Origin of the sequence: Desertivirga arenae (assembly GCF_017355785.1) — a bacterium.
Classification (GTDB): domain Bacteria; phylum Bacteroidota; class Bacteroidia; order Sphingobacteriales; family Sphingobacteriaceae; genus Desertivirga; species Desertivirga arenae.
On the sequence record NZ_JAFEWE010000006.1, the window covers coordinates 200,283 to 223,240 of the forward strand.

A 22,958-nucleotide genomic window follows, 5' to 3' on the forward strand; every position below is an offset into this window, starting at 1 on the left:
TCCATAAAACCGTTCCCATTTTTTGGGAACGGTTTCAAAAACTAAAAGAAAACCAGTTCAATTTTTCACCTCAATAACACTCAAAACCAAGAAAATTTCATAATCTTATTTGCTACGACAAAACAGAGTTCAAAGGCTCATCGTTGTCTGCTAGATCAATTTAATTCAATGTTCTTCTCATAAATTGGTTTGTTTGGTTTGATATTTCAAACATCAGGTCAATTCAAAAATATTAAGGTGCTTTAATCCGGCAGATTAGGGATTATTTTTAAGCATTATTACCCTCAGACTATTCCTGAATGACCTTTTGAAAGGTCTCGCTCATTTTAAACCGCCTTTCTGCCGAATTTGAATCCTCCTTTTTCAGCAAAAAGAGCTGAAATTGCCTGATTAAACGAAAGCAAAAAATGACAAACTTGAAAAGGAACAAATGGGCACCTCAGAAATTCTTCCTGTTGTTGATACTCATTCTCCATCTTCCCTTCTTCCTTAAAGCACAACTAAAATCATTTAAACCCGGAGCTATATGGCCCGATAATAAGGGCATGCATATTAATGCCCACGGTGGTGGTATTCTTTACCATGAGGGGCTATATTATTGGTTCGGGGAGCATAAGATTGAAGGAGAAGCAGGCAACCTTGCTCATGTTGGGGTTCATTGTTATAGCTCCCGTGATCTATACAACTGGAAAGATTATGGGATTGCCTTAAAAGTTTCGGATGATCCTAACAGCGATATTACTAAAGGCTGTATTCTAGAGCGACCAAAAGTTATCTATAACAAACAGACCAAAAAGTTTGTCATGTGGTTCCACCTTGAATTAGCGGGAAAAGGATATTCAGCTGCGAGAACAGGCGTTGCAACGGCCGACAAGGCTAATGGTCCTTATACGTTTATCAGAAGTTTTCGTCCGAATGCAGGCCAGCTTCCCTATTATTCCAAAGAAACAGCAGCTACTGAAAAGTTAAATATTGAAAAGCCGGCAAATAAGGTTGATAGCATTTTTCTCCGCGATTTAAAGGGAGGTCAGATGGCCAGAGACATGACCTTATACGTTGACGAGGATGATAAAGCTTATCATATTTTTTCCTCGGAAGAAAATAAAACGCTTCATATAGCAGAACTGAATGATGACTATACCTCACATACGGGCAAATTTTCCCGTGTATACCCAGGATTCGAAACCGAAGCCCCGGCAATTTTTAAGCGGAATGGTAAATATTATATGATTGGATCGGGTTGTACGGGTTGGGCGCCAAACCCAGCCAGATTATTTACGTCTAACTCCATCTATGGCCCCTGGAAATATGAAGGCAACCCCTGCACGGGAGAGGGTGCTCAAAAGACGTACGGCGGACAAAGTACTTACATTTTACCCGTTCAAAATAAAAAAGACGCTTTCATTTTCATGGCTGATAAATGGGATCCTAAGGATGCAATAAACGGCAGATATCTATGGCTTCCTTTGGTATTTAATGGTGAAAAGGTTGAAATAAATTGGTTAGAGGAATGGAACTTGGGCATTTTTAATCGGCGACTTTAGACTGAAGTTTTTTATTTCTGCTCCATATTTGTGTAGATTTATCTCAAACAGCACCCAAAACTAACCTGCTATGAATTTCTGGAAGGCACTACCAATCTATTGGATATTCCTTACATCTATACTTAATAATCTGGCCCTGAAGGCACAAGATGTGCCCTATGTTGACTATTTGAATGTAGAGGATGGTTTATCACATAGTGCCGTCAGATGTATATTTCAAGACAAAAATGAATTTATCTGGGTTGGCACATCAGATGGACTTTGCAGGTATGATGGCTATGGATTTAAGGTTTTCCGGAACAAGGAAACCGATGAGAATTCTCTCAGCGATAACTGGGTAAGTGCTATTGCAGAAGATAAACATCGGAAGCTCTGGATTGCTACACATCATGGTCTAAGTATTTACAATACCCTATCAGGTAACTTTAGGATAGCGAGGTATAAGGCAACAGACAAAGATACTGCAGAGAAAGCCGAGCTACTAATAAAAGACGTAGAGACAGATAAAGCCGGAAATGCCTATGCGGCAATGGAGTACAAAGGGCTTATTTATTATTCAAAAGGTGAACCTGATGAAGGCCTGCTGTTGCCATTGGTCAAAGATGGTAAAAAAATTCTCTCTTATAACATTCAGGCGATGGCAATGGATGAACAAGAGAACCTTTGGCTTACAATAGACGGAGCAGGACTTTGCAGACTTGATAACAAAAGCAAACGTATTATTACTCTGGATAGTTCAATACCCTACACTTATTCCATGTTGGCAGACCGCGGGCATCTTTGGATTGCTACCAATAAAGGTCTTTATCGCCATAATACAAAAACGCTTAAAGCAGAAAAGCTCTATCAGCAGCGTGCCGGGGGACTACTATCCCATCAAATTACCAGTTTAGTAAAGGTGAGCAACAATGAGCTTTGGGCGGGAACAGATGGCAGTGGTATCAACATTCTTCATCTCGATAATGAGACGTTCAGCTATATTACAAATAAGCCGGGCAAAGTATCTCTTTCCAGCAATGCAATTGCCGCATTGTACTGCGATAAGGAGTCGCGAAGATGGGTGGGAACCTTGCGTGGTGGGATGAACATCATTGACCCCAATAAAGCAAAATTCAAAAGCGTTTCTAGAGAATTCGGCTCTACAAATACTCTGAGCGACAATTTTGTACTCTCCTTCCTGGAGCAGTCACCTGATAAATTATGGATTGGAACTGATGGGGGCGGACTTAGTATCTGGAACAGAACTGCCAATCAATTTACAAACTATAAGCACAGCCCCGGCGACCCAGGTTCTATTTGCGGAAATTTCATCACTAACATTAAACGGGACAGAGCCGGCAATATCTGGCTGGCTACTTACGATGGCGGTATTAGCAGGTACCTCCCCTCTTCAAATAAATTTGTCACCTATTATGGTAAAAACCTTCCCGGAAATGAAAATAACACCACGTTTTGGTTATTATACGAAGACAGGGGGGGACGTCTATGGGCAGGCTCCATCCAGAATGGTATGTACCTGTTTAATAAGAACCACAATCAGTTCGAACGTTTTGACGCAAGCCTTCGAAATGTTCTCGTATTTGAACAGGATAGCCGCGGGCAACATTGGGGTGGAGATTGGAGTAATCTTATCAGGGTAGATACAAAAAATAAAAAATACCGCTATTTCCCGATGAAGAAGCCTGTAAGGGCGATACACGAGGATACCAAGGGAAATTTTTGGGTTGGAACAGAGGCGGGCCTTGTTCTTTTCGACAGGAACAAAGGCCAGATCATTAAACGCTATACCACGGAGGATGGTCTGAGTAATAACCATATTCTGAACATACAGGAGGACAAAAAGGGGAACCTTTGGATTAGTACGTACAACGGCCTATCCTGCTTCAATACCGCAGGAAGAACATTTCGAAATTACACCAGGGCTGATGGCTTGACCAGCAATGAGTTTAATTACAACGCGTCCCTCGCCCTTTCTACAGGTGAAATTGCATTTGGAGGATTAAAAGGTGTTACCATATTCGATCCCGGCAAAATATCACCGATACGGAAAGATCCCAATCTTGTACTCTCAGGAATAAGAGTAAATAATGCTCCACTTGAAGCGCTTAGCCCTTATGTCAGCCGCTGGGGTGAGGATCAGATACAAGAACTTAAAGTACCTTATAGTCAGGCCATCTTCACTTTTGATTTCACTGCCATTCAGTTTCCCAGTGCAGAGCGGATTTATTACCGATACAAAATGAAGGGCTGGGATAAGAACTGGATTTCTGCAGGTACCTCCCGGACAGCCACATACACCAATCTGGCTCCCGGAAATTACACATTTATCGTTAATTGTAGTAACCGTGATGGCGCGTGGATAAAAAAACAAATTGCGATTGAGGTAACGGTACTTCCCCCCTGGTATCGCACCTGGCTAGCCTACCTTATTTATGTACTTGCCCTTGCAGGTATCATTTACCTCTATTTCAGATATAAAATTCGCCAGACGCAGCTTGAATACGAAGTAAAACTTGCCGTAGCCAACGAGAAGAAACAAAAAGCGGTTCAGGAGAAAGAAAGAGAGATCAACGAGAAACGTTTGGAATTCTTCACCAATATCTCTCATGAGTTCAGGTCTCCTCTATCCTTGATCATTAATCCATTGAAGGATATGATGATGAATCATCAGCAGGTTGAAGAAAAAGATTTGAATATTGTGTATAGGAATGCAAGGCGTCTGCTAAGCCTTGTGGACCAGTTGCTTTTATTCCGCAAAGCAGATGCGGGGACTGTACCACTTCATGTTTCTCCCTTAAATGTTCAGCAGTTTTGCAACGAGGTGGTACTATGCTTTAAACAGCAGGCAAAATCCAAAGGTATTCAATTGGATTTTTCAAATCATGCTGAAGAAACTACTCTTTATGCCGATCGTGAGAAGCTGGAGATCATTCTCTTTAACTTAATCTCAAATGCTCTTAAATTTACCCCACCTGCCGGCAAAGTCGCAGTCGATATCACAGAAGATAAGTCAACGCTTATAATCGCAGTGAGCGATACAGGATGTGGAATAAGTGACAAGGCAGGCATACAAGTGTTCGAGAAATTCTATCAGCACAAGGAATCCGGTTCTCCTGTTAAAGCAGGTTTTGGAATAGGTCTTTTCCTGGCGAAACAGTTCGCGGAAGAGCATTATGGTCAACTGACCTATAGCAGTAAAGTGGATGAAGGCACTGTTTTCTCATTAACATTAAAGAAGGGAAAGGAGCATTTTCCCGCTGAAATTATTCAAATGCAGGAAACATCTGAATCGCTGTTTATAGAAGAGCTGGCAGATGAAAAAGAAGTAGTGGCACCAGCTATTCAGGAAGAAGCCTTCGATGTTCAGGGTATCTTCAGCGATCGTAAAACGATCATCACCGTTGATGATGATCATGAGATAAGGAATTATATTCAGTCTATCTTTAGTCCCGAATACAATGTTTATCAAGCAACCAATGCCGAAGAGGGTATGGCTCTGGTAAAAGAAAAGAATCCCGATCTGGTAATATGCGATGTTATGATGCCGGGAATGACCGGAATTGAATGGTGCAGCATGCTAAAACAAGATCCAGCTCTGAGTTATATTCCCGTGATTCTTTTAACAGCAAGTACTTCATCTGAGAATAAGCTAAGGGGACTTGATTGCGGAGCAGATGATTATATAGGCAAACCTTTTGAGAAAGAGATCCTGCGTGCGCGCGTAGCTAATCTGATCAATGCAAGGAACAATCTGAAAAGCTATTTCTATAACGAGATCACCTTACAATCAAATACTGTATCAATTTCTGACGAGTACAAGAAATTCCTCCAGAAATGTATGGACATCGTCGAAAAACATTTGACCGATCAAAATTTCAGCATTAAAGTACTTGCCTCTGAGATAGGAATGAGCCACTCCAACCTTTACCGTAAGGTTAAATCAATGTCGGGGTATACTGTAACTAACTTTATCCGCTTGATCCGCTTAAGAAAGGCAGCGGAGATGCTTATAAACACGGATTTTAATATTAATGAAGTAGCTTACGAAGCTGGCTTTAGTAATACCAAGTACTTTCGTACCCAGTTTGTAAAACTATTCGGAATGACTCCTTCCGAGTTTTCCAAGCGCAATAAGCCTCTATTTCAAAAGGGCACTAAAATAAAGCACTAAAACAAAAGGAAGCTTGTTCTAGAGAAACAGGCTTCCTTTTTACAATTAAAGATAACCGCTACACCCCCCGCTTGCCACTACCTGGGTAAAGCCGGGACCTGACGCGGGTTGAACCCGGGCCAAACCCGGTAAAATCCGAGTGACCTGCGCGTTCCCTCCTGCCCACTTCCTTCTTAACTACCAGTTAACCTTCAACAATCCTAAAGATATCTGGTCTTCTTATTAATTGCCTAAATGCTACAGTTAAAGCACAGCTTTCCGAAAAAACAACCCATATCTGACCGTTTTGGCAACCTGATGACTCTGCTTTTTTCCGGAAAATTGTGCTTCTAATTCCCTTATAAACCACACATGAAGTTCTATTTTTTTCTGATTATTTATCTAACCCTACTTTTACCGGTCTTTGCACAGAATAATCCTGTATGGAAGGACAAAAATGCTAAGACAGAACTCCGGATAAACGATCTGGTAAGCAAGCTTACGTTGGATGAGAAAATTGATATGCTGGCGGGCTACAAAGATTTCTACTTCCATCCTGTAGAAAGATTAAAGATCGACTCTATGATAATGGCTGATGGTCCCTTAGGTATTGCATCCTGGGGTATTCATGGTCGGGCTACCGCATTTCCTGCAGCTATTATGGCCGCAGCTACCTGGAACAGGAATTTGATGCAGGAACTGGGAGATGCCTATGGCCAGGAATGGCGTAGCCGTGGAATACATTACTTTCTGGGTCCAGGTGTTAACATCTACCGTTCTTCAAAATCGGGCAGAAATTTTGAATATTATGGTGAGGACCCTTACCTCACCTCGCAGCTTATTGTTCCATTTATTAAGGCAATCCAATCCCGTGGAGTGGCAGCTACCGTTAAGCATTTCATTGGGAATGAGCAGGAGTTCGACCGCCATAAAACAGGCTCGGTCATTGATGAGCGTACCCTGCATGAAATCTACCTTCCTCCTTTCAAAGCCGCGGTTCAGGATGCAGGTGTATATGCATTAATGGCGGCTTATAATCCAATTAATGGAATATGGAGTACGCAAAACGATTATACCTTATCCACTATCCTGAAGAAGAAATGGGCCTTTAAAGGACCAGTAATGAGTGATTGGGATTGCACTTATTCTACTGCGGGTGCAGCAAATGCCGGTCTTGATATGGAGATGGGAAGTTACAAGCACTTCAGACGTGACAGTATCAAAGCAGCCCTATTAAAGAAGCAGCTTACAGAATCTCGTTTAGACGATATGGTAAAACGGATTTTCTACCCGTCCATGAAACTTGGCTTCTTTGATCGTCCGCAGCAAGACAAGTCAATCCCACTATTTAATGCCTCAGCAAATCTTACTGCAAAGAAAGTAGCAGAAGAAGGCATCGTCCTTCTACGGAACGAAAACCAGTTATTACCCCTAAAACAAGGTATTAAAACCATAGCAGTTATCGGTGAAAACGCCAATCCCTTCCTATATACAGACCGCATTCACAAAAGCAAAAACTACGTGTACGGTGGAGGAGGAAGTTCAAAAGTTCATCCCTGGTACGCAGTAAGTATCCTCGATGGGATTATAAAAAGTGCCGATCCTGGAACCAAGGTATTTTTTGACGAAGGAGCAGATCCGCAAAATGCAGCAACGTTAGCTAAGTCGGCTGATGTAGTGATTCTTGCTACAGGAATGAACAGCTTTGTGGAGCAGGAAGGTCAGGACCGGCCTTTTGATCTTAGTCCGGCCCAGGAATCCCTCATACAAGCCGTCACAACGGCTAATCCGCGCACAATAGTTGTTATAAATGCTGGTGGGGGTATTAATATGAGTAGGTGGAATGATAAAGCAGGTGCGATAGTTCATGCACTGTATGCAGGAACTGAGGGCGGCAATGCATTGGCCGAAGTAATTTTTGGAAAGGTAAACCCCTCAGGAAAACTACCCTTCAGCATAGAAAGAGATTGGAAGGACTCGCCAGCTTACGGAAACTATGATGAAAACCGGGCCTCCAAAACCGTAAATTATAAGGAAGGTATTTTTGTTGGGTATCGCCACTTTGATAAGAAAGGCATTAAACCTCTGTATCCTTTTGGCTTTGGTCTCTCCTACACCGACTTTAAATACAGCGACATAAGGTTGAGTCCTCTCAACAAAAAAAATTCGGAAGTAAGGGTCTCTTTTACCATCACCAACACTGGGTCAATGGATGGATTTGAGACCGCTGAACTTTATGTAACTGATATTCAATCCAGCGTAGACAGACCCTCTAAGGAGTTGAAAGGTTTCGAAAAGGTTTGGATTCCGAAAGGACAAAGCAAGGAAGTGTCTATCACTCTGAGATCAGATGCATTCTCTTTCTATGACGTTAAGAAGCACGATTGGAAGTTTGAAAAGGGAGCATTTAAAATAAGCGTAGGAGGCTCTTCGGATAATCTGAAGCTAAGCGATATCATTACCCTGTAGCGTATATAAGCATTCTCACATGACCACGATAAATCTTAAAATATATCTCACAGCGTTATTTTATCTCTTCCTCTTTTTCTTTTTTGGAAGAGCACTCGGACAAATCCCACTCAAGATACGGGAAGACAAGCTATTGAATTTCGACTGGAAATTCAGGATCGGCGATGAACACTCTGCTAAACATCCCGGCTACAATGATAGAAATTGGCAAATTGTTAATCTTCCTCACGATGGTAGTATTGCCGGAGGTTTTGACACGGTAAGCGGATCCAGGCAGAATGGTTACCGACCAAGGCATATCGGCTGGTATAGAAAGAAGTTCACTCTTCCTGCAGATTTGGAGGGCAAGAAAGTAAGTATTGAATTTGAAGGAGTATACCGGGCTTCAGAAGTATGGATCAATGGAACTCTTCTTGGAAAACACTTGAATGGCTATACTAGCTTCAGCTATGATCTTACACCTTATATAAAACCCGGACAAGAAAATACCCTGGCTGTAAGGTATGACAATACTTATAAATTAAGTTCGAGATGGTATACAGGTGAGGGTATATACCGGAATGTTTGGCTGCGTATCTATCATCCCCTGCATTTTGCAGTAAATGGAATATTCATATCAACCCCGTTAGTAACAGATAAAGAAGCTGAACTTGCTATTCATACAGAAGTGGAGAACAAGACTACTGGCAGTGCACTTGCGACTGTAAATACGGAAATATACTCCCCTTCCGGAAAGGTAGTAAAATCGATAACAGCAACAGTTCCACTTGCAGCAGGTGAGACCTATGTTTTAAAGCAGGAAACAAAAATTAAGGATCCAGAACGATGGGACATCATAAGTCCCAAAATCTATAAAACCAGAAGTTCAATTGTTATTAACTCTGATACCGCAGATGTTCAGATAAATCGTTTTGGTATTCGCACAGTTCAATTTACTCCTGAAGAAGGCTTCCTGCTTAATGGAAGAAAGGTATTCCTGAAAGGAGTAAATATCCACCATGATCTTGGTCCACTTGGTGCAGCAGCATTTCCAAAAGGATATAAACGCCGTTTATTAGGACTTAAAGCGATGGGATGCAATTCTGTAAGACTTGCACATAATCCTCAGGATAAGAGCGTATTGGATCTTTGCGATGAGCTGGGCATCCTGGTATTTGACGAAAGCTTCGACAAGTGGAAAGCTGAGTATTACGGCGCTGACAACGACTTCGAGAAGAACTGGCAATCAGACCTGGCCTGGTTTGTGAAACGCGACAGGAATCATCCTTCTGTTTTCATCTGGAGCGTGGGCAACGAGGTGTTTGTTAAAAATGAGTATAAGGATTTACGGTTCGTAGATCTACTGAAAACGATGATGGATTCCGTCAGAAAGATTGACCCTACAAGGAGGATAACAAGCGGCCTCTATCCAGCCAGAGATGAAGATAAGCCTGCTCCTATGGCCTTTTATACTGATGTAATGAGCGATAATTACATGACCAGGTTTTATAAACGCGACCGTATTAAATTCCCTCAATTGATCTTTTTAGCAAGTGAAATGACTACTGATAATGGCGGTGAAAACTTCTTCAACTACGATCATTCGTATGCATGCGGGCAATATTACTGGGGAGGTACCGATTATATCGGGGAATCATTTGCGTGGCCCTCTAAAGGCTGGAATGGGATTGTTGATTGGTGTGATTTCTGGAAGCCCATCTCCTACTACATTCAAAGCCTTTATTCTGAATCGCCAATGGTTAAGATCGCAGTCTTCGACGCGAAGCATACTGATGCCAGGGTGTGGAACGACGTATTTATGAACACACTTAAAATGAGTGGAAGTTGGAACTGGCAGCCGGGGCAGAAACTTACTCTTTACACCTTTACAACAGGTGATGAGGTGGAACTTTTCGTTAACGGTACGTCCCTAGGTGTAAAGAAATTGAAAGATTTCGCTAAGAATAAGATTATATGGGAACTCGATTTCCAGCCAGGCAGCATTAAGGCTATTGCCAGGAAAGACGGGAAAGATATAGCTGTAGATGAGATAAAAACAGCTGGAGAAGCTAATCGTATTGTTCTTAAAACTGATTCAACCAAGATATTATCCAACGGACTCGATCTCGCTTATATTGAAGTAAATGTACTTGACAAAAACGGGGTTCTGGTTCCCGATGCAGCAAACAACATTCAGTTCAAAGTAGAGGGCCCTGCTGATATTGCAGGCGTGGCAAACGGTAACCGCATGTCTGATGAATTTTTTGTAGCAAAGATGCGAAAGGTACATGAGGGTAAATGCTTACTGGTCCTTCGCAGCAAAAACAAATCAGGTAAGATCAATATCCAGGCTACAAGTCCGGGCTTAAAAGCAGCAAATTTGGAAATAAAGGCCATTCCAGAATAATTCAGGTATATGCAAAAAAGAAAACTTCTGATCTTAGCTTTGCTGATATTGGTGTCCGCCAGAACACTCCAGGCTCAACCCTATACGAAAAGCGCTGTAAGGGATACTCTGAATTTAGATGGGAAATGGAATGTAGTGGTGGATTGGTACGATAATGCTAATCAAAATATTATTCGTGACAAAAAACCTTCCGGGAAGAATGAATTCCTGGAATTCTCTTTTGATAATAGCATGAGCTTGCAGGTTCCCGGCGACTGGAATTCTCAGAAACCAGAGTTGAAATACTATGAAGGTATTGTTTGGTATAAAAGGAATTTCAACTATAGTCCGAAAGATAACAAGCTCGTATTTCTTCAATTCGGTGCAGTTAGCTACCAATGCGATGTCTTTTTAAACGGAGAAAAACTCGGTAGCCATGAAGGAGGATTTACCTCTTTTCAATTCGACGCTACCGCTAAACTGAAGAACGGGGAAAATCTCCTGATTGTCAAAGTCAACAACCAGCGAAAGGAAAACAACATTCCGGCACTAAAATTCGATTGGTGGAACTACGGTGGGATTACCAGAAGTGTAAAACTGGTACAAATTCCTTCTGCTTCAATCAGTGATTACTTTATTCAACTTAAAAAAGGCTCTCTCAATCAGGTTGCGGGTTGGGTGAAATTGAATACAAAAAGGAAAGAAGATGTCTTTCTAGAGATTCCAGAGGCAGGTATCCGGAAAGCCCTCCGGGCCGACTCTAATGGTTATATTTCAATCCTTTTTACAGCAAAGCTATCACCCTGGTCACCCGAACATCCACGTCTTTACAAAGTTCTTCTTAGAACAAAAGAAGACCTTATTCAGGACGAAATAGGATTCAGATCTATAGAAGTAAAAGATGGCGAAATATTATTGAACAAAAAGCCCGTGTTTCTGCGGGGTATTAGTTTTCACGAAGAAATTGCCGCGTGTGCAGGAAGAGCGTATTCAGAATCAGATGCGAAAAGCTTACTTGGTTCAGCTAAAGAGTTGGGTTGTAATTTCGTTCGCCTCGCTCATTATCCTCAAAGTGAACAAACGGTTAGGATGGCAGAAAAAATGGGCCTGATGATGTGGGAAGAGATCCCTGTTTGGCAAGGTATACAGTTTGGAAATCCTGAGATAAGGCAAAAAGCAGGAAAGATGCTGGAGGAGATGATCGAGCGGGATAAAAATCGTTGTGGCATTATCATCTGGAGCATTTCAAATGAGACCAGCCCAGGAAAAGAGCGCAATGAAACGCTTGCAGCAATGGCATTAGAAGCACGCATACTCGATCCAACCCGCCTGATTTCCTCTGCGTTTGACCATTTCAAACAGAACAAGAATGAGATCCTTATCGATGATCCTTTAAGTGAACACTTGGATGTACTTGCAGCAAATAAATATATGGGATGGTATCATCCCTGGCCGGCAGAACCTGGAAATGTGATCTGGAAAAGTAATTTCAAGAAACCTCTAATCATCAGTGAGTTTGGCAGTGAGGCATTGTATGGGAATCATGGTTCTAAAGATACCGCGAGTCTGTGGACCGAGGAACACCAGGAACAGTTATACCGCGACAATATTAACATGTTTAAGGGTATCCCTTTCCTGCGTGGTGTTTGTCCATGGATCCTGGCAGACTTCCGCAGTCCCTTCCGAATGCAGGCGGAGTATCAGGAGGGCTGGAATAGAAAAGGACTATTATCCGATAAGGGCTTCAAGAAGAAAGCATGGTACGTAATGTACAACTACTACAAAGAACTAAGTAAGGAATAAAGAAATAAACCTAACACCTTATTTCCTCTAATTAAATTGGTTATATCAATGCCGGCTCCAATCCCCAAGAGAGCCGGCTTGTTCGTTTACATCGCGACCTATTTCTTTTGATACACTCTCACATAATCTACCTCAAAACGATTTGGAAAGGCTGTAGCTGAGGGATCGCCCCCCTGCTGTCCTCCTATGGCCAGGTTTAGTAGCATGTAATGAGGTTGTTTGAAAGGATTGATTCCTGTTCCATCCTGATTAACCAATTTATCCAGGCTCACTTTGTTCAATAATATATCGTCAACAAACAAAGCAATGGCGTTTTCATCCCAATCCATTCTCCAGATATGGAATTTAGAAGCCCAGTTTTTCCCTCCCAGGGAATCAATGTTCCGCTCCACACTAAACCAGGCGGCTCCATTATCCACACCCTTGTATGCTATGTTTGCCAAAAGTTTCTTCCGGTAATATTCCATCATGTCGATCTCTCCGGTAGCCGGCCACCTACCCTTTTCTCCCAGGGTCCACCAGGCCGGCCACAAACCGCCGCTGATATCAATTTTCCCACGCATCACGAAACGTCCGTACTGCCAGCTTTGCTTACCCCTGGTTTTGATGCTGGTAGAAGTGTAATTAATTTCCTTACGGTTGTTCCTCCATTCGGTACTTCCTTCCTTATACCAAGGGTTTGGTTTAATCTCCCTGCGGCCTTCGATGATCAACAAACCATTTTCGCACCAGGCATTGTCCTTTTGGTACCATTGCAACTCTTCATTACGTTCCAGGCCTATCTCATAAATCCAGTTCCTGGAATCAGGCGCTCCCTGATTATTAAATTCATCGGTCCAAACTAGCTGGTAACCATCCTTAATAAAGGCTCTTCTAGCATCATCGCTTTTCAATGCTTTACAGGCTCCCGTTAAAAGCAATGCTCCAGCCAGAACGACCTGGAGATTAATCGATTGAAATTTCATTTATTTATTTTTTATGTGTGTTTTTCGCCAGGACCAAATGCCTACAGCACTGACCCTAAACAGGGCACAGTGCTGTGTCATCAAATTTGTAAAAAAAATCTTAGTATCCCGGGTTCTGAACCATCATTGGCATCTTTTGAATCTCTGTTAAAGGAATTGGCAAAAGGTACATGGCATCACGGAATTTAAGGGGGCGTGAGGCATTTCCAATAGTATGAACATAGGTATTTGTCCCCGTCCTTGTAATGATATCGATCTTATTAAATCCATTTAGAATAGTCGAAGCGATCTTCCATCTTCGGATATCATTGAACCGGTGATCTTCGAAAGCCAGTTCTATACGTCGCTCGTTCCGGATCAGCTCGCGCAATTCAGCTACACCAATAGCTGCTTTTATTCCGTAACGGCCATCCGCACCCGGTAAAATACCTGCTCTCTCACGGATCAATTTAAGCTTTTCTATTGCCTTTTCAGGTTCTCCCATCTCATTGATCGCCTCTGCGTAATTTAATAATATTTCTGCGTACCTGATCAAAGGCCATGCTCTCTCAGTGTTACCGGCACTTGAACTGGCTAAATTTTCATCGAGCATTTTACGTGAGAAATAACCCGTGAACTTATTTGCCGGGGTATAGGCGTCGGAAGTAGTATTGGCGATCGTTGAACCTGTACTGGTATAAGTGAGAACGGCTGTTTTCGTACCTGAATTGCTTTGATAAACCATCCCATTATAAATGATCGAATTTTCCAGACGCGGATCCCTGTTAACATACGGGTTATTAGGACTATAGGTACTGCTTTCGATAATTGTCTTGCCATCCCGCATCGGAAATGCTTCAACAAGATTTTGTGTTGGTTTCATTATACTTGCGCCAGACCGGGTTGGGGGAAGGTAGTATGATTCAAATTCCCTTTGCACAGGACGGTTATAAGCAAAGATGTACTCGCTGTTCAGCCGCTTTAGAAATAATTGATAGAAGCCATAACCCGGACGTGTTGTATTTTCAATATTTAAAGCATATTTATTTGAATTGATCACTGCTTCAGCTGCATCTGCCGCTATCTTCCATCTATTTCTGTCTTCAGAAGGATAAGCAGTTAAAGGAACAACATTGGCATCAGTACTTGTGGAGCCTCCATTAAACAAGGGACTTGCAGCATAAAGCAGAACTCGAGATTTAAGGGCGAGTGCAGCTCCTTGTGTAATACGACCGTAATCCGCGTCCTTGTACACCACATTTGCAAGATTAGCAGCAACCGCATCCAGTTCCGAACTGATATAATTCACGCAATCGGCAAAAGATGATCTTGGGATATTAATGATGTCATTGATACCAAAAACTTTATCGCCAATCAGGGGTACACCGCCAAAAGCTGCAATCATATTAGAATAATAAAAAGCACGAAGGAAACGGGCCTCGGCCTGAAGGCGACGTTTCATCTGGGGAGTAAAAGGTGTTTCAGGTAATTTTGATATCAGTAGGTTTACCCTTCTGATATTTCTATAAGGAGTAGACCAGAAATCCTTATCGGTACCAAATCCGGTAAGCACATTAGAAGGCCCAATGGTTCCTTGAACATAAGCATTACCCCAAACAGAGAGATTGTCATTCCCTTCAGCATTGTCTGTAGCAAGTTCCGTGTTACCAGAACCGCCTGCAGAAGAAAAACGGGAAGGACCAAAAGTATAGCCGGCATCCTGGTAAATCTTTGTCAGGAAATTCATGCTTTGAATACTGTCTGCAAAAACCACCTCCTCGGTAAGTCCGTTAGTTTTATCATCCAAAAGGGACGATTTCTGACAAGCCACAAAGGCTGCAGCCATGAAAAATATCGTGAATATCTTCGTTTTCATAAAGACTTAGAATGTAACGTTTAAACCCATATTAAAGATCCTTGTAGGTGGATAGGGCAGGTCGGCCACCGACTCCAATATTTCAGGATCTAAATTGCTATATAACTTATCAAGCTTTGTCCAGGTTAAAAGATTGTACCCATTTGTATATATACGAACGGATTTCGCGCCTATCCTACCAGCTGTCTTTGGACCCAAAGCGTAACTTATTTCTGCAGTTTTAAGGCGAAGATAATCTCCTGGTATAGCCCAGAAATCAGAGTAGAAGTCTCTCGGGCTCTGACTTAACGCTGTTCTATATACCTGTGGATATTTTGCGTTGTTTCCTAACTCAGGGGTCCAGTGCTGTAAATGGATCGGCAGAGCATTACTTGCGTTATGGTGAATTACGGCCCCTTGTGCACTTGCAACAAAGTTTGCCGCACCTTGAAACAATAAAGAAACATTAAGTCTTTTGTACCCTACCCCCAGTGAAAGACCGAAGATTGTGTTAGGTAAGTTGGTATAGCCAAAATAAGACTGATCGCTGGCATCTATCGTACCGTCTCCGTTCAGGTCTTTGTATTTTAGGTCCCCAGGGCGTCCTCCGATAGTAGGCTTTGGAACAGAAGCGTCAGCTATTTCTGCTTCTGTATAAAACTCGCCTGTCCAACTATACTTTAAAGCCGACCCAATAGACTGCCCCGTTTGTTGTTGCCAAGGGTAAAGCGGTTGAGCTTCATCACGGAACACTATTTTGTTTTTAGCCAGAGAATAAGTTCCTTTGACTGAATAATTCCAATCCCTTCCTACTTTATCATTAAAAGCTAATTCTGCTTCCCAGCCCTTGTTATTGGTTTTCCCGATATTAACAAGGGGTAGATTCTGACCGAATATAGCAGACACTGTCCCTCTGCTTGTAATTATATCGAATCTGTGATTATTGAAATATTCTACAGTACCTGTCAGCCGGCGCCGGAATAGTCCAAAGTCTACAGCTAAATTCAATTTCTTTTCTTTCTCCCAGGTTACTTGATCATTGCCCAGCGTACCTTCTACCGTGGTACCGAAACCGTTGTTAGGAGCCATTCCAAAAAGACCTGTTCCGTTACCGGTAGTATAAGATGATCTGTAGGCATAAACGCCTCCTGTATTATCCTGTCCTACCAAGCCGTATGAGCCTCTAAGTTTGAGATTGTCTATGAACTTTATGTTTTCCTTAAAAAACTCCTCCTGAGAGATATTCCAGCCCAGTGCTGCCGCGGGGAAAAATCCGAAACGGCGGCCCCTCGCGAAGCGGTCACTTCCATTGTATGCACCACTGACCTCAAGCAGATACTTTTCATTATAATCGTAATTCAGCCGGCCAGTAAAGCCTTTAAATATCTCAGGGATAAAATTGTACTCTTGATTGTCACTATTACCTGTCTTATTATTAAAATTATAAAGCGCGAGAGCAGTAACATGATGTTTCCCAAAGAAACGGTTGTAGTTTAAAAATCCTTGTAGTGTAAGAGCCCGGTCTGTGCTTCTAGCATCATACGACAAGGACGGAGTTGTTAATCGATAGGCATTATCACGCTGACCAAATGAATAAGTGTTTGACTCCTGATTATATATATATGAAACAAAGCCTGTCCCGCTTACCGGCCTCGTTAAACTACGCCCATAGCTGTAAAGATTTCGATAGGCAACTGTACCCTTAATAGATAATCCTTTAACGAGGAAATCAAGTTGTTGAGTAGCAGACGTAGCAAGGTTTATGTTATTTGCGAAAGACCTTGAATAGCCATTATACATCAGGCGGCCGATCAGGTTATTATTATTTCGTCCGGATGAGTTCCTTTGCCATGCACTATAACCAAGGCTACCATCAGGATTATAAACAGGATAGTTAAACGCTGCTGTTTCAGCAAGCCGACCTATATCACTGAAAAGATTACTATTTGCGCTTGCATTATTAGTATTAATCTCGTCTACATTACCAAAAAGATCAAAACGGACTGCCAGGGTTTTATTTACATTCAAGTCTATATTAGAACGATAGTTGTAGCGCTTGTAATAGTACTTGCTGTTCAAGTCCTCGCTGTAATCCTTCAACTGTCCACTCTGATCCAGATAACCTACCGATACGAAATATTTTGCCCGTTCCGTACCTCCCGAAATGTTGAAATTAGATCGTACTTGTGGAGCAAATTTCTTCATGAGCAGGTCGGTCCAGTTATTATTAGGATGACCATAAGGGTCTGTTCCATTTTTGTATAGCTCCAAATCTGCATCCGAGAATGTGCGGACAAACGTAGGATTAGGGTTCAAATTATTCGTATTTACCTCAGCCTCGTTGTACAAAAAGGCTGATTGATAAGCATCCAGATACTCAGGTCTTTTAGTTAGCTGATTTAACCCATACTCTGTCTGGAAACTGATCTGTGGCTTTCCCACTTTACCACGTGTAGTTGTCACCAACACTACTCCGTTAGCACCTCTGATGCCGTAAATAGCAGTAGTAGATGCATCTTTAAGAATGCTGACAGATTCAACTTCATCCGCACTTAAAGCGGCGAATTGATCATAAGTAAATTCAATATCATCAACTAAAATAAGTGGAGTTGAACTACCTGTATAGGTGTTAACCCCGCGAATATTGAAAGCCGCACCATCACGTCCCGGCTGCCCGGAGCGTTGTTGTGTGGTAAGACCTGTCACCCTTCCAGCCAGCGTATTTTGTAAACTTGGTGAGGGACTCTGCCTGATTTCCTTTCCACCAACAGAACTTACAGAACCGGTTAACGTCAGCTTTTTCTGTTGAGCATACCCCACTATCACTACTTCATCCAGAGTTTTCTGGTCATCCTTCATTACAATAGAAAGGTTCGTCTGGTTAACTACAGATACTTCCTGTGTGGCAAAACCTATAGATTTAACTACAAGGGCATTACTGGTTACTGAAATCCTGAACTTTCCATCAAGCCCTGAAATGACCAGGTTCTTAGGGTTACTTTTCTCGGCAATGCTTACTCCGGGAAGAGGTCCGGTATTATCCTTTACTATTCCGGTAATAACACGCTGTTGAGCCAGCAGATTAAAGCCGTGAAGTAAAAGGACTGAAATTATATAAAATATCCTTCTCATTGTCTTTTCACTAAATGTTTAATGATGATCGTTAATAATACCCTTCGTTTTGAATAAGCTTCGTATTCCTTATTATCTCACTATAAGGGATGGGCATGTGATAGTATTTGTCTCTGAAAGTCTGGGTGGCCACATCCTGTGGTTCAAATACTAATGTGCTTCCATTTTGGGTTATTTTCACCCCTTGCAGACTCCCGGATAGAACGGTAGAGGCTACCTTCCAACGGCGTACATCCCAGAAGCGATGCTCCTCAAAAGCGAGTTCAATCCTGCGCTCGTTCCGGACAAGGTCTCTCATTTCTGATTGTGTAATTCCTACCCTTATTCCATAGCGAGACCCGGTACCTGCAGTAATTCCTGCCCTTGCCCTGATCTTCCCTATTTGCGTAACGGCATCTTCTACCCTTCCAACTTCGTTAAGAGCTTCAGCGTAGCTAAGTAATACTTCAGCAAACCTGAAATAGGGAAAGTTGTGACTTTGATTCGAGTAGTTGGTAGATGTGGAGAAATCGCCCATAAACTTCCTTAAGTAGTAGGACGTGCGGGTTTGAACTTTAAATGGCACATTCGGCTTATCCAGTCCGCCTTCAAAAGTTTGAACTGCTCTTCCAAGCCACTGGACACCATTATGGAAGATGATAGCCTTCAGACGAGGGTCGCGACCCTCATACTGAGCAGAACTTGTGGTGGCACCAGCGAAGGCTGTTCCATTTAAATTCGGGAAAGCATTCAAAAAATTCTGAGTAGGACTCGTTCTTCCGTTGCTGGTAGTAGGAGCAACATAACCAACCGGAGCATTTGCATTCTCAATAGAAGTTGAGTTGGAGGATTGCTTGGATAAGATAATATCGGTATTGATCTTAGTGGTAAATACCGAAGAGTAAGCAGAGGTTCCGGCGCCTGAAGGCAGTTTATAATAACCGATAGCTATTAACGATTCAGCCGCACTGATCACACTGTTCCATCTTGATGGATCCGCAGTTGGGTAACCATTAAGTACTCTTATTTCGGGCTTTGTTTCAAAACCTCCTCCGTTAAATAAGGGACTAGCAGCATACAATAATGTTCTAAGCTTAAGGGCCATGGCTGCTTCAGAAGGGATACGACCAAATTCAGTTGCCGGTACGGTTGAACCTTTTGGCAGATCCGGAGTTATCAGGTCACATTCTGAAACAATATAATCCACACATTCTTTAAATGTATTCCTCGGAATATTAAGATCATCATCCAGATTGAAAACCGTATCGCCAACTAGTGGAACTCCGCCATAGCGTTTTAGCAATTCAAAGTAAGCGAAAGCTCTTAAGAAACGAGCTTCAGCAACCTGACGCTTCCGGAGATCATCCGGAATTGGAACCACGGGAATATTCTTAAGGAATACATTACTTCTACGAATAATAGTATAGCTATTGCCCCAGTTATTATCGGGATAGTTTGTTGATGTTAGCTGCCCATTATTAAACAGCACAATAGGAGACGCTAAAGATGAAGGTACAGCATCGTCTGTAGCAGCATCCAGAAAATCCCCACTAATGCGGTTAAATCCTGTCGGCAAAAAGGAATAAATTCCTAATAAATAAGCAGTAGAAAGTGTGCCTGTCTGATCCTTAGGATCAAATACGTCCGACTCCAGTGTTCTTTCCTCCGGGAAAGTCTCAAACTTCTTTGCACAGGAAGAGCCTAAAAGTATCAGGGCCACTAATAAGAAATGATTAATTCTTTTCATGATAATTCGGTCTATAATTGAACGTTCACACCGATGTTGAATACCTTCTGTATCGGGTAATTACCGGAGAAATTTTCAGGATCAGCTCCATTCAAATCATCCGAACTTAAGGTGAAGGGATTAAAGGCCGCGACATAGATTCGCGCCATGTTAAGTCCAACCTTTTTTGAATAGGTGGAAGGGATTTTATAACCCAGCTCAAGGCTGCGTACCCGCAGGTAATCACCGTTTCTAAGCCAATAGCTTGACACTAGCGAGTTGTTTACTGATCCGTCTTTTGGACCAATACCTGTGCTTAACCTGGGATAAGTTGCTGTTGCAGCTGTTGAGGGCGTCCAGCGATTCAAATGATGTTCGAAGGCCTGACCATTGCCGCTGTTTTGAAACTCCCAGTAGCTGTTTGCACTTAGATTAACCTTGCGATTAGCTTTCCCGAGTAAGAGTGCTGAGAAATCAAAACTGCCAACATGGAAGCCCAGAGTTGTGCCGAACAGGATAACTGGCTTGGTATTTCCTATTACGGTTTGGTCGTACTGGTTAATTATCCCGTCCTGATTAAGGTCTTTGTATTTTATATCACCTGGTTGCGCCGGATAACCTTCAACCAAAGCATGAGAATTTATTTCTTGCTGATCCCGGAAAAGACCTTCTGCCACATACCCAAACTGGATTCCCATTGGTTGGCCAGTCCTTCTCATCCAATCGTATTGTTGATTCACTTCATCGTAGTACAACAATTTTGACTTCTGGAAACTGGCATTGAGGGAAAGAAAATAACCAATCTTCTCTTTATTCTGCTTCCAGCTCAACTGCGTCTCCCATCCTGAATATCTCTCTCGCCCGATATTTTGACCTGGATAACTGATTCCAAGAAGACCGGAATTATTTCCCCGGACAACATTCACGTCGTAAAAGCGATTCGAGTAGTATTCCACTCCAAGGGCAAGTTTCTCTTTGAAAAAAGAGGCATCAACTCCAACATTCAGTTTATTGGCCTTCTCCCAGTCAGGATTTGGATTTGCCAGAGAAGACTCACCAATTGTGGTTGCAGCAGCAGCGCTGGAACCAAAAATACTGGTGGGAGCGGCATTATACACCTGTTGGTATACATAGTAAGCTGCATTATCCTGCCCGGTCTTCCCGTATGATCCGTAAAGTTTTAATCCGCTCAACCACCTCGAAGAGCTCAGAAAGCGCTCTTCAGAAATATTCCATCCTAATCCCAAAGCAGGAAAAAAGCCGTACTTAAATCCCCCGTCATCAGGATAGCGGTTTGCTCCATTATACGCAAAAGAAAGTTCTGCCAGGTATTTTCTCCTGAAGTTATAGATAGCATGGCCTGATATACCCTGAATGGTATACGGTAAACTAGATCCATTCACCAAATTATCTCGATTGGCGAGTAAAGTAGCGTCTAATTCACTCTCATTAAATTGACGATTGTAACCCAGAGATAGCTCCTGGAAGTCAGACCTGTTCTGGAAATTAATAGCATTACTATTAGCTTGATTTCCGTTAGAATTAAACAGGCGGTAAACCGGAGCCCCATCGGCACCCACACCAGTCTGTTCATATACGGCGAACGACTTGCTTCTGTTGATCCTTTCGTTCAGGTTGCTGAAGAATGAAGCTCTTGCTTTAATCCAAAGTCCTTTTGCTAATACATCCAGGGTTCTCTTTATATAAAAATCGGAAAGGATGGTACGGGTATCGCTTAAAGAATAACCTGAAGCTAAATTTTGAGCAACAATATTATTCTGGAACTGAGAAGAACCAGCATAAGAACCATCAGCGTTGTACACTGGATAAGCACTACTTGGAGTAGTTACCAAAGAGGAGAAAATATTATCCGTCCCATCATTCCCAGGGCCCGAAGTATTCAATATCCTTCCTTGAATATTTATGCCTGCGGTGAGATTATCTGTGAGATTTAAATCAACGTTTGACCGGGCAAAGTAACCTTTAAGATCAGCGTTGGTTGAGTACTTATTAAGATCACTTGTTTTTAAGATTCCCTCTTGTCTGAAATGTTCAACAGAAACGAAATACCGGGCAAAATGATTTCCACCACGAGTATTTACGTTGTACCGGGAAGTTGAAGCAGAGTTCTTCAACACCTGATCCCTCCAGTTAACATTAGGATATCTTAAAGGATCAGAACTTGATTGAAAACCTGCAATGGCATTATCGCTAAAGCCATAGGTTGCAACCGAAAGACCATCATTAATAAGGGCCTCATTGTACAAAAGCGCATAACGATAAGAATCAAGAGGAGCGGAAACCAGGTTCTGAGTTGATTTTGCCAGACCGGTTTGAAGGCTAAAATTCACCTCCTGCTTACCTTGATAACCTTTTTTAGTAGTAATAGCTATCGCTCCGCCAGAACCTCTTACTCCCAGCATTGCGGTGGCGACGGCGTCTTTCAGTACAGTTACTGACTCAATTTCCTCCATCCCTATTTCCGTAATTGATCTTGGGATACCATCGATAAAGATGAGTGGAGTTTGACTTCTAAGTGTGTAGCTTAATCCCTCATTTAGCGGCTGACCAGAACTTTGATTAACATTTAATCCTGCTAAACGCCCGGCTAAGGCTACTGGATAAGAAACCACCGGCATTCTGGAGAAATCGTCGCCATTAACAGATGCGGCCGAAGACGTTGAAAACCGTACAGGAGTTTGAAAATATATCTGTTGCCGAAGGCTTCTGGCTGAATCAGTCCTGGAAGTATCTCTAAGTACCTGACTTGAAGGCCTCCTTGAAGCTATCTTAGCGAAGCCATTATTAGACGTTCCTGCAAAAACTGTAGAACAAACTAATACAAGTAGCTTATGCCTTAATTTTCCCATCGATATCTTATTTAATTTTGAAAAATCTGCCTGGTCAATAATACGTCATTGGGACTGAGTAATAAAAATTTCCCAAGCACTCCGACTGGAATATAGAGCATAAAGTGTGTTCCTCGAAAGT

At 42.3% G+C, this 22,958-nt stretch carries 10 protein-coding genes; 5 read left to right on the forward strand and 5 right to left on the reverse strand.

Annotated features, from left to right (window positions below; all coding sequences use genetic code 11):
* Positions 1-407 precede the first annotated feature (407 nt).
* The 5 genes from J4N24_RS14345 to J4N24_RS14365 all read left to right on the forward strand — a co-directional run bounded on the left by J4N24_RS14345 (position 408) and on the right by J4N24_RS14365 (position 12,331).
* Positions 408-1,544 carry a glycoside hydrolase family 43 protein gene (locus tag J4N24_RS14345; RefSeq protein ID WP_207534386.1) on the forward strand — a complete coding sequence of 379 codons (1,137 nt, stop codon included), beginning with the start codon at positions 408-410 and terminating at the stop codon, positions 1,542-1,544.
* A 70-nt stretch (positions 1,545-1,614) separates the two neighbouring features.
* A complete protein-coding gene (locus tag J4N24_RS14350; RefSeq protein ID WP_207534387.1) occupies positions 1,615-5,715 on the forward strand; it encodes a two-component regulator propeller domain-containing protein in 4,101 nt (1,366 codons plus the stop codon).
* A 351-nt stretch (positions 5,716-6,066) separates the two neighbouring features.
* Positions 6,067-8,163, forward strand: coding sequence for a beta-glucosidase (locus tag J4N24_RS14355; RefSeq protein ID WP_207534388.1), 2,097 nt, complete (start codon positions 6,067-6,069; stop codon positions 8,161-8,163).
* Between the two features lie 19 nt (positions 8,164-8,182).
* Positions 8,183-10,549, forward strand: a complete 2,367-nt coding sequence (locus J4N24_RS14360) for a glycoside hydrolase family 2 TIM barrel-domain containing protein (protein WP_207534389.1) — start codon at positions 8,183-8,185, stop codon at positions 10,547-10,549.
* A gap of 9 nt (positions 10,550-10,558) precedes the next feature.
* Positions 10,559-12,331, forward strand: a complete 1,773-nt coding sequence (locus J4N24_RS14365) for a glycoside hydrolase family 2 protein (protein WP_207534390.1) — start codon at positions 10,559-10,561, stop codon at positions 12,329-12,331.
* Between the two features lie 98 nt (positions 12,332-12,429).
* Here J4N24_RS14365 and J4N24_RS14370 read toward each other — a convergent pair whose 3' ends face one another.
* The 5 genes from J4N24_RS14370 to J4N24_RS14390 form a co-directional block, all read right to left on the reverse strand.
* The gene (locus tag J4N24_RS14370; protein ID WP_207534391.1) at positions 12,430-13,296 is read right to left on the reverse strand and encodes a glycoside hydrolase family 16 protein; all 867 of its coding nucleotides are present in this window, start codon (positions 13,294-13,296) and stop codon (positions 12,430-12,432) included.
* A gap of 100 nt (positions 13,297-13,396) precedes the next feature.
* Positions 13,397-15,151, reverse strand: a complete 1,755-nt coding sequence (locus J4N24_RS14375; RefSeq protein WP_207534392.1) for a RagB/SusD family nutrient uptake outer membrane protein — start codon at positions 15,149-15,151, stop codon at positions 13,397-13,399.
* A 6-nt stretch (positions 15,152-15,157) separates the two neighbouring features.
* Positions 15,158-18,262, reverse strand: coding sequence for a SusC/RagA family TonB-linked outer membrane protein (locus J4N24_RS14380; protein ID WP_207534393.1), 3,105 nt, complete (start codon positions 18,260-18,262; stop codon positions 15,158-15,160).
* A 31-nt stretch (positions 18,263-18,293) separates the two neighbouring features.
* A complete protein-coding gene (locus J4N24_RS14385; RefSeq protein WP_207534394.1) occupies positions 18,294-19,988 on the reverse strand; it encodes a RagB/SusD family nutrient uptake outer membrane protein in 1,695 nt (564 codons plus the stop codon).
* Positions 19,989-19,999: 11 nt separating this feature from the next.
* Positions 20,000-22,837, reverse strand: coding sequence for a SusC/RagA family TonB-linked outer membrane protein (locus J4N24_RS14390; protein WP_207534395.1), 2,838 nt, complete (start codon positions 22,835-22,837; stop codon positions 20,000-20,002).
* Between the last annotated feature and the right edge of the window lie 121 nt (positions 22,838-22,958).

Coding starts and splice junctions, on each gene's coding strand:
- J4N24_RS14375 (WP_207534392.1), bottom strand. CDS start 15,151: ATGAAAACGAAGATATTCACGATATTTTTCATGGCTGCAGCCTTTGTG.
- J4N24_RS14390 (WP_207534395.1), bottom strand. CDS start 22,837: ATGGGAAAATTAAGGCATAAGCTACTTGTATTAGTTTGTTCTACAGTT.
- J4N24_RS14365 (WP_207534390.1), top strand. CDS start 10,559: ATGCAAAAAAGAAAACTTCTGATCTTAGCTTTGCTGATATTGGTGTCC.
- J4N24_RS14385 (WP_207534394.1), bottom strand. CDS start 19,988: ATGAAAAGAATTAATCATTTCTTATTAGTGGCCCTGATACTTTTAGGC.
- J4N24_RS14380 (WP_207534393.1), bottom strand. CDS start 18,262: ATGAGAAGGATATTTTATATAATTTCAGTCCTTTTACTTCACGGCTTT.
- J4N24_RS14355 (WP_207534388.1), top strand. CDS start 6,067: ATGAAGTTCTATTTTTTTCTGATTATTTATCTAACCCTACTTTTACCG.
- J4N24_RS14360 (WP_207534389.1), top strand. CDS start 8,183: ATGACCACGATAAATCTTAAAATATATCTCACAGCGTTATTTTATCTC.
- J4N24_RS14370 (WP_207534391.1), bottom strand. CDS start 13,296: ATGAAATTTCAATCGATTAATCTCCAGGTCGTTCTGGCTGGAGCATTG.
- J4N24_RS14350 (WP_207534387.1), top strand. CDS start 1,615: ATGAATTTCTGGAAGGCACTACCAATCTATTGGATATTCCTTACATCT.
- J4N24_RS14345 (WP_207534386.1), top strand. CDS start 408: ATGACAAACTTGAAAAGGAACAAATGGGCACCTCAGAAATTCTTCCTG.